7 protein-coding genes are annotated in these 8,722 nt (G+C 65.7%); 5 read left to right on the top strand and 2 right to left on the bottom strand.

Annotated features, from left to right (window positions below):
• On the bottom strand, nucleotides 1-1,258 hold a 1,258-nt coding region (locus AS156_RS05865; RefSeq protein ID WP_201455995.1), incomplete at its 3' end, for an MFS transporter.
• Nucleotides 1,259-1,502: 244 nt separating this feature from the next.
• Between AS156_RS05865 and AS156_RS05860 the strand changes: the two genes are divergently transcribed.
• From AS156_RS05860 to AS156_RS05840, 5 genes are all read left to right on the top strand, one after another.
• Nucleotides 1,503-2,267: a class I SAM-dependent methyltransferase gene (locus tag AS156_RS05860; protein ID WP_066501248.1), complete on the top strand. Its 765-nt coding sequence runs from the start codon at nucleotides 1,503-1,505 to the stop codon at nucleotides 2,265-2,267.
• 36 nt (nucleotides 2,268-2,303) lie between these two features.
• Nucleotides 2,304-2,957, top strand: a complete 654-nt coding sequence (locus AS156_RS05855) for an ABC transporter ATP-binding protein (RefSeq protein ID WP_066501246.1) — start codon at nucleotides 2,304-2,306, stop codon at nucleotides 2,955-2,957.
• 128 nt (nucleotides 2,958-3,085) lie between these two features.
• On the top strand, nucleotides 3,086-5,515 hold the full coding sequence (locus AS156_RS05850) for an ABC transporter permease (protein ID WP_066501244.1): 2,430 nt from the start codon (nucleotides 3,086-3,088) through the stop codon (nucleotides 5,513-5,515).
• A complete protein-coding gene (locus tag AS156_RS05845) occupies nucleotides 5,505-6,590 on the top strand; it encodes a lipocalin-like domain-containing protein (RefSeq protein ID WP_066501238.1) in 1,086 nt (361 codons plus the stop codon). The genes AS156_RS05850 and AS156_RS05845 overlap by 11 nt, the downstream gene beginning before the upstream one ends.
• Before the next feature lie 188 nt (nucleotides 6,591-6,778).
• Nucleotides 6,779-7,168, top strand: coding sequence for an MAPEG family protein (locus AS156_RS05840; protein ID WP_066501236.1), 390 nt, complete (start codon nucleotides 6,779-6,781; stop codon nucleotides 7,166-7,168).
• 188 nt (nucleotides 7,169-7,356) lie between these two features.
• On the opposite strand, the gene AS156_RS05835 is transcribed toward AS156_RS05840, so the two are convergent.
• On the bottom strand, nucleotides 7,357-8,547 hold the full coding sequence (locus AS156_RS05835) for an ABC transporter substrate-binding protein (RefSeq protein ID WP_066501233.1): 1,191 nt from the start codon (nucleotides 8,545-8,547) through the stop codon (nucleotides 7,357-7,359).
• Nucleotides 8,548-8,722 lie beyond the last annotated feature (175 nt).

Genomic DNA, 8,722 nt, shown 5'->3' with positions numbered 1-8,722 from the left:
GGGCGCGCTCGGTGTTCGGCCACAGCAGGAGCAGCCCGAGCACGCCGGCGCCGGCCATGATGGCGGCATTGATGGTGAAGCCGGTCATGTAGCCCTGCAACACCGCGCCGGAATGCTGGATCACGTTGCCCATCACCATCGGCGCCAGGATGCCCGAAATCGTGTAGAGCGCGCCGTAGATCGCGATGATCGCGCCGCGCTGCGACACCGGCGTGAACTCGCCGAGCATCGGCGGGCAGACCACGTAGATCGAACCGCACAGGCCGGAGCCGATCACCAGGAGCGCGATCATCAGTCCGCCGGGCGCGACATGGGGCAGCACGGCCAGGATGCAGCCGCCGATGATCAGCGGCACCGAGCCGAGCACGCCGCGCGCACCGCGAGTGGTGAAGCCGCGCGACAGCATCAGCTGCGAGATCCATCCGGTGAGGATCACGATCGTCGCGCCGAAGATCCAGGGCAGGATCGAGATGAAGCCGGCCTGCTGCTGCGAGAAGCCGAGCCCTTCGATGATGAAGGAGGTGAACCAGGTGAGCCCGAGCGACAACGCCCAGTAGGCGCCGAAGGTGGCGATGACGCAGCCGACGAAGGTACGCGAGGTCAGCAGCTTCCAGTAGGGAATCCGCGGCTCGTTGGCGGCAACCGCCGCAGTCGGGACCAGCGGCCCTTCCTTGCCGAGCGCGAACCAGGCGACGGCCCAGAGCAGGCCGACGATTCCGAGTGCGCCGAAGGCGTGGTGCCAGCTGTGATTGACGATGACCCAGTTCAGCGCGGGCACGGCGAGGATCACGCCGAACGCCGACCCCTGCGACAGGATCGCGGTTGGCAGCGTGCGCTTCTCGTCCGGAAACCATTTATAGATGGCGTGCGCGGCGACCGAGAACGCCGGTCCCTCGCCGGCACCGAGGATGATGCGGCAGATCAGAAGCGTCGTGAAGCTGACAGTCCCGATCATCGGGAATTGCGCCAGCGACCAGATCACGGCGAGGATCAGCAACACCCATCGCGTCGAGGCACGATTGACGATGAAGCCTACCACGATCGCCGAGATCGAGAACAGCAGGAAGAAGGACGAACCGAGGTCGCCGAACTGCTCCTGGGTGAGGCCCAGCTCGGTCTTGATCGGGACGCCGGCGAGCCCGACCACGATCTTGTCCGCAAAGTTCACCACCATGTACAGGAACAGGAGGAAGGTGATGGTCCAGGCGCCCTTGGGCGTATCCTTTGATACCGCCTTGGGCGTCGGTTGCGTCGTCATGTCTGGCTCCCCGTCGTTTCTCAATCGGCTTCGTAAGATCCGCCCCTGCCGGAGATGCTAGCCACGGCTCACCAGACAACGCAACACCGCATTTCCGCGGGACCTGTGGCCTCGGCGACACGATGGCGGAGGCCGCGCGTCACGCCTCCGGGCAACGATCACGATCGCGTCGCCGCCCGATTGACACGATGATCTGTCACAGGGCGGCTGCTATGCTCGAAGCAGCCAAACCCGAGGTCATTCCATGAATAGATCGATCCTCCGCCGCACAGCCGTCAGCACCGCGCTTGCGGCTGTCGCACTGCTCATCGCGCAAGACGTCCGCGCGGAGAACGCCGCGAGCCCGGACTACGCGGCGATCGTCGCCGCGCCCGATCGCACCGATGCGGACCGCCTCACCGACCAGCGCCGGCAGCCTGCCAAGATGCTCGCCTTCGCCGGGGTCAAGGCCAGCATGACGATCCTCGACATGGAGGCGAGTGCGGGCTACAGCACCGAATTGCTGGCGCGCACCGTCGGCCCGAGCGGCAAGATCTACGCGCAGGACTCGGCCGACGTGATCGCGCAGCATGTGAAGGACAAGTTCGATACCCGCGCCCAGAAGCCGGCCATGAAGAACGTCGTGCATGTCGTACGCAACTACGACGATCCGATCCCGCCCGATGTCTCGAACCTGGACATGATCACCTTCTTCTTCTCGTATCACGACATGACCTACATGCCGGTCGATCGTGCCGTGATGAACAAGAAGATGTTCGCCGCGCTCAAGCCCGGCGGCTTCCTCGTGATCGCCGATCATTCGGCCAAGCCGGGGGACGGCGCGAGCGTCGGCAAGACGCTGCACCGGATCGAGGAGAGCACGCTGAAGCAGGAGGTCGAGGCCGCCGGCTTCAAGCTGGTCGCCGAGGGTGATTTCCTGCATCATCCCGAAGACCCCAGGAACATGCCCGTCTTCAAGGCGTCAGTGCCGATCGACGAGTTCGTCCTGAAATACCAGAAGCCGCAATGAGGCACGGCCATCGCTCCGCCTGAAACGACCACAGAGTTGCTCCGCGTCACCGGACTGACCAAGAGCTATCGCACGACGAGCGAGAATGTCGCCGTGCTGCGCGGCGTCGATCTGGTCGTGGCGAACGGCGAGAGCGTCGCGCTATCAGGCGAATCCGGCAGCGGCAAGAGCACGCTGCTGCATCTGATCGCGGGGCTGGATGCCGCCGACAGCGGCGAGATCAGGCTTGCCGACACGCTGGTCTCCGGGCTCGGCGATGCCGGCCGTGCCGAGCTGCGGCGCGACCGGCTCGGCCTCGTGTTCCAGCAATTCAACCTGATCCCGAGCCTGACGGTTGCGGACAATCTCGTGTTCCAGTCGCGCATCGCCGGGCGGCACGATGCGACATGGCATGATGAGCTGGTCGAGCGGCTCGGCCTGCAATCCCTGCTCAAGCGCTATCCCGAGCAATTGTCCGGCGGCCAGCAGCAGCGCGTCGCGATCGGCCGCGCGCTGGCGCCGAAGCCGCTGTTGCTGCTTGCGGACGAGCCGACCGGCAATCTCGACGAGGACACCGCCGACGAGGTGCTCGCGCTGGCGCGCGATCTCGTAGCGCGCACCGGCTGCGGCTTCCTGATGGTCACCCACAGCGTGCGGCTGGCTGCGACGCTGGACCGCCAGGTCACCCTGCATGCCGGGGTGATCGCATGAGCAGAGCGTTTTCGAGCGAAGTGGGGTCCGGTTCGCGTGAAGAAAACGCGCCAAAGCAAGAGTCTGGAGCCCCGTTCCGATCCGATCGGAACGGAAAAGGCTCCAGGGCGCTCTGGATCCTCGCCGTGATGCTCAGCCACTGGCGACGGCATCCGATGCAGCTCGCCACCTTGCTGATCGGCCTGATTTCGGCGACCGCGTTGTGGAGCGGCGTGCAGGCGCTGAACCAGCAAGCGCGCAACGCCTATGACCGCGCCGCCGCGACCTTCGGCGGTTCGCGCACCGCCATGCTGGTCGGCAAGGACAGCGCGACATTTCCGCAGAAATTGTTCGTCGACCTGCGCCGCGCTGGCTGGCCGGTATCGCCGACGCTGGAAGGCCGCGTCCAGATCGACGGGCGCATCTACCGTTTGCTCGGCGTCGAGCCGGTGACCCTGCCGTCCGAGGTCGGCACCGCACCGGCAATCGGCAAGGCCGGCCTGCAATCCTTCATCTCGCCGCCCGGCGAGATGCTGGTGGCGCCGGAGACGTTGCACGATCTCGCCCTCACCGAAGGCGCGCGGCCGCAGACCAACGGCGTCACGCTGCCGCCCTTGCGCGTGCAGCCGGAGCTCGCGCCCGGCGTGCTGGTCGTCGATATCGGGATCGCGCAAGCGATCCTGAAGATGCCCGATCAGGTCTCGCGGCTGCTGGTCGGCAAGTTCAAGGGACCACATGCGACATTGGAGAGCGTCGCCGGCGACAGGCTGCGGCTGGTCGAGCCGAGCGCGGAGACCGATCTCGAACGGTTGACCGACAGCTTTCACCTCAACCTCACCGCCTTCGGCCTGCTGTCGTTCTTCGTCGGCCTGTTCATCGTCAACTCCGCGATCGGGCTCGCCTTCGAGCAACGGCTGCCGATGCTGCGCACACTGCGCGCCTGCGGCGTGTCGGCACGGATGCTCAACACTGTGCTCGTGATCGAGCTGGTGTCGATCGCGATCGTCGCCGGGCTGATCGGGCTAGTGTGCGGTTACTTCATCGCGGCCGCCTTGTTGCCCAATGTCGCCGCCTCCCTGCGCGGACTCTATGGCGCGCAGATCCCGGGCGAACTTTCGCTCAAACCGGTTTGGTGGCTCGCCGGCATCGCCATCAGCATTTTGGGCGCGCTCGCCGCGGCGGCTGCGAGCCTGGCCAAGGCGATCCGGATGCCGGTACTGACCTCGGCGCAGCCGCAGGCCTGGCGGCAGGCACAGCGGCGCTGGCTCATGATGCAGAGCGCGGCGGCGATCGCCGTGTTCGCGGTGGCGGCCGGCCTGATCCGGTTCGGCGATTCCCTGCTCGCCGGCTTTGCGGTTCTGGCTGCGCTGATGCTCGGCGCCGCGCTGATCCTGCCGATGATCCTGGAGATCGCGCTCTCCCTCGGCGAACGCATCGCGCGGCGGCCGGTCGGCATCTGGTTCTGGGCCGACGGCCGACAGCAATTGTCGGGGTTGTCGCTGGCGCTGATGGCGCTGCTGCTCGCGCTCGCGGTCAATGTCGGCGTCGGCACCATGGTGAACAGTTTTAGCCGCACCTTCCTGGTCTGGCTCGACGGCCGGCTCGCCGCCGACGTCTACATCAATGCCGCCAGCGACGCGCAGGCGACGAAGATCAAGGCCTGGCTGCGCGAGCGGCCCGAGGTGGAGGCGATCCTGCCCGGCGGTCGTGCCGACACCCAGTTCGGCGGCGCGCCGATCGAGGTGCTCGGCCTGCCCGACCACGCGACCTATCGCGACAACTGGCCGCTGCTCGAGAGCTCCGCGAATGCCTGGGTGCGCTTGCGCCCCGGCGACACCTGCTTCGTCAGCGAGCAGCTGTCGCGCCGGATGAAGCTTGGCCTCGGAGATCGTATCGAAGTGCCCGCGCCCGGCGGCACCTGGCCGCTCGAGATCGTCGGCATCTATGCCGACTACGGTAATCCCAAGGGCCAGATCGCGGTCAACTTCGCTGCGCTGACGCGGCACTTCCCGCAGGTGCCGATGACCCGGATCGGCCTGCGTGTCGCGCCGGGCAAGATCGCGCCGCTGATCGCAGCGCTGCAGCAGACATTCGGCCTCGACGACCGCAACGTCGCCGACCAGGCGACGATGAAGGCGGAATCGAAACGGATATTCAACCGCACCTTCTCGGTGACCGCTGCGCTCAACGCCTTCACGCTCGGCGTCGCCGGCGTCGCGCTGTTGACCAGCCTGCTCACGCTCGCCAATTCGCGGCTGCCGCAACTGGCGCCACTGTGGGCGATCGGCCTGACACGGCGGCGGCTCGCGGCGCTCGAATTGTTGAAGACGATGGCGGTCGCGCTGATCACCGCGCTGTTCGCGCTGCCGCTCGGCCTCTTGGTCGCTTGGTGCCTGCTGGTGATCGTCAACGTCAAGGCATTCGGCTGGCGGCTGCCGTTCCACGTGTTCCCGCTGCAGCTCATCGAGCTGCTCGCAGTGGCGCTGGTCGCCGCGCTCTGTGCGGCCGCGCTCCCGGTGGCTAGACTGGCGCGCATGCAGCCGGCGAGCCTGATCAAGATCTTCGTCAATGAGCGCTAGCCGCCCGATCACGCGACGCGCGTTTGCCGGCGGCGCGCTGGCGCTGGCGCTCGGCGGCAGGAGCTTTGCGCAAGGCTTTGCCGGGCTCGGCGAGGCCGCTGACGGATTTGCGCAGGTGACGCCCGGCAGACAATTCGTGTTCCCCGCCGATCACGGTCCGCATCCCGAGTTCCGGATCGAATGGTGGTACGTGACCGCGAATCTTGTCGATGCCGCTGGTGCAGCCTATGGCGCGCAGTGGACCTTGTTCCGCCAGGCGATGACATCGGGCGTGCGGGTCGAGGGCTGGGCCAATCAGCAGGTATGGATGGGCCACGCCGCCGTGACCAGCGCCGCGACGCATCACGTCGCCGAGACTTTTGCGCGCGGCGGCGTCGGCCAGGCCGATGTCATCGCCACGCCGTTCCAGGCCTGGATCGACGCCTGGCAGTTGCGCGGCCTCGACGGCTTCGATGCGCAGACCGTTGCGCCGCTCGAACTCAAAGCCGCAGCCAACGATTTCAGCTACGCGCTGCAGCTCAAGGCCGACCGGCCGCTGGTGCTGCAGGGCGATCACGGCTACAGCCGGAAGTCGGATCGCGGGCAGGCCTCCTATTACTACAGCCAGCCGTTCTTCACCGTGTCCGGCACGATCACCATCGACGGCAAGCCGATCGGGGTCACCGGGCACGCCTGGATGGACCGCGAATGGAGCAGCCAGCCTTTGGCGCCCGACCAGACCGGCTGGGACTGGCTCTCGTTGCATCTGCCGGGCGACGAGAAGCTGATGCTGTACCGCTTGCGCCAGAAGGACGGCCGCGAGAACCTGTTCGGGAACTGGATCACACCAGACAGCCGCTCCACCGAAATCGCCGCCCCCGGCAACAGCATCACACCGACTGTCACGACCGAGATCGCCGGCCGCAAGCTGCCGACATCATGGCGGGTGACGCTCCCCGAACGCGGCCTCGCCATCGAGACGACGCCGCTCAATCCGAAGAGCTGGATGGGAACCAGTTTCCCCTATTGGGAGGGCCCGATCCGCTTTTCGGGCAGCCATTCGGGGATCGGCTATCTTGAGATGACCGGGTATTAGAGCTTTTTCGAGCGAAGTGGACTCCGGTTCACGTGAAGAAAACGCGTCAAAACCCAAATCTAGACCATCATCGCGCGATCGGCGGTGCGAAAAAATCGGCCTCACGTGTCACACTGGCCGTCGCCGCGCCGTCATGGTGTCAGCGCGTACTTTGTCTCAAGAAAACCAAACGCGAGGGAACGCCTGAAATGTATCACTACACCGCCATCGTCACCTGCCTTGCCGTCGCGCTGCACTTCTTCTTCGCAACCCAGGTCGCGCGCGCCCGCTTCCGCTACGACGTGAAGCTGCCGGCGATCACTGGCAATCCGGACTTCGAGCGGATCTACCGCATCCAGATGAACACGCTGGAATGGATGCCGATCTTCCTGCCGTCGCTGTGGCTGTTCGCGATCTATATCGGCGATGCGCGCGCCGCTGTCGTGGGCGCGATCTGGGTCATCGGCCGCATCGTCTATTTCATCGGCTATCGCGAGGCGGTCGCCAAGCGCGGCCCGGGATTTGCCATCCAGGCAATCGCATCCACCATTCTATGGGTTGGCGCGTTCGGCGGCGCGGTGTGGGGCCTCGCGCATTGAGGGGGCGATCGCGCCACAACCACCACCGTCGTCCTGGCGAAAGCCAGGACCCATAACCACAGGGTCCTGTTTTGCGAAGGCTGCGGCCCCAACCGGCGCTACAGCCAAGAGCGGTGGTTATGGGTCCCTGCTTTCGCAGGGACGACAGTCATGTTGTTTCACCAGCTGCGTGTCACGTCAGCTGCGCGTCACTTCGTCAGCGGGCAGCCGCTTTCCTTGGCGGTGAAGAAGGCCTGGTCGCCGGGCACCACGGCGAGCTGCTTGTAATAGTCCCACGGCTTCTTCGATTCCGAGGGCTTCTTGACCTCGAACAGATACATGTCGTGGACCATGCGGCCGTTCGCCAGCACCTTGCCCTGGGCGAAGGCGTCGTCGACCGGCAGCTCCTTCAGCTTCTTGGCGACCGCGTCGGAGTCTTTGGTGCCGGCGGCCTTCACCGCCTTCAGATAGCTCAAGGTCGCCGAATAGGTGCCGGCATGGATCATGCTCGGCATCCGCCCGGTGCGCTTGAAGAAGCGCTCGGAGAAGGCGCGCGACTTGTCGTCATGATCCCAGTAGAAGCCCTCGGTCAGGACCAGACTCTGCGCCGCTTCGAGCCCGAGACCGTGAACCTCGGCGAGCGTCATCAGCAGGCCGGCGAGCTTCTGGCCCTGCTTGACGATACCGAATTCGGCCGCCTGCTTGATCGAGTTGGTGGTGTCCTGGCCGGCATTGGCGAGGCCGACGATCTTCGCCTTCGAGCTTTGCGCCTGCAGCAGGAAGGAGGAGAAGTCCGACGAGTTCAAGGGCACGCGGACCGAGCCGAGCACCTTGCCCCCGGCGGCGGTGACGATCTCGCTGGTGTCCTTTTCCAGCGCGTAGCCGAACGCGTAGTCGGCGGTGAGGAAGAACCAGGTATCGCCGCCGGCCTTCACCAGCGCGCCGCCGGTGCCGACCGCGAGCGCATGGGTGTCGAACGCCCAGTGGAAGCCGTAGGGCGTGCACGCGCTGCCGGTGATGGCCGACGTCGCCGCGCCGACCACGATGTCGATCTTCTTCTTTTCCTTCGACAGCTCCTGCACCGCGAGCGCCACCGACGACGTCGTGAGCTCGGTGATCATGTCGACGCCATCGGCGTCATACCAGCGCCGCGCGATCGAGGTCGCGAGATCGGGCTTGTTCTGGTGATCGGCGGTGACCAGCTCGATCTTCTGGCCGAGCACCTCGCCGCCGAAATCCTCGATCGCCATCTTTGCGGCTTCGACCGAATACTTGCCGCCATAGTCGGCGTAGACGCCGGACTGGTCGTTCAGGACGCCGATCTTGACACCCTGCGCAAACGCCGGCGCCGCGAGCATCAGACTGCATGCTGCGACAGCGGCCAGAAATCCCGATTTCATTTATATCTCCCAGCAGTTTCTATCAGGAAAAACCGGCGCAACCTTATTTTATAACCCCGCGGCTGCCCATCGATTTCCGTTCAGCCAAAAGTATGGGCTCACCTGTCATTCCGGGGCGCCGCGCAGCGGCGAACCCGGAATGACCGCGGAAAGGTCAGCATGCACCTAGCCCGCC

The sequence above is a fragment of the Bradyrhizobium macuxiense genome (assembly GCF_001542415.1).
GTDB classification, from domain to species: domain Bacteria; phylum Pseudomonadota; class Alphaproteobacteria; order Rhizobiales; family Xanthobacteraceae; genus Bradyrhizobium; species Bradyrhizobium macuxiense.
The sequence above is the reverse complement of the archived record's forward strand: the minus strand, read 5'-3'. Positions and strand labels throughout refer to the sequence as shown.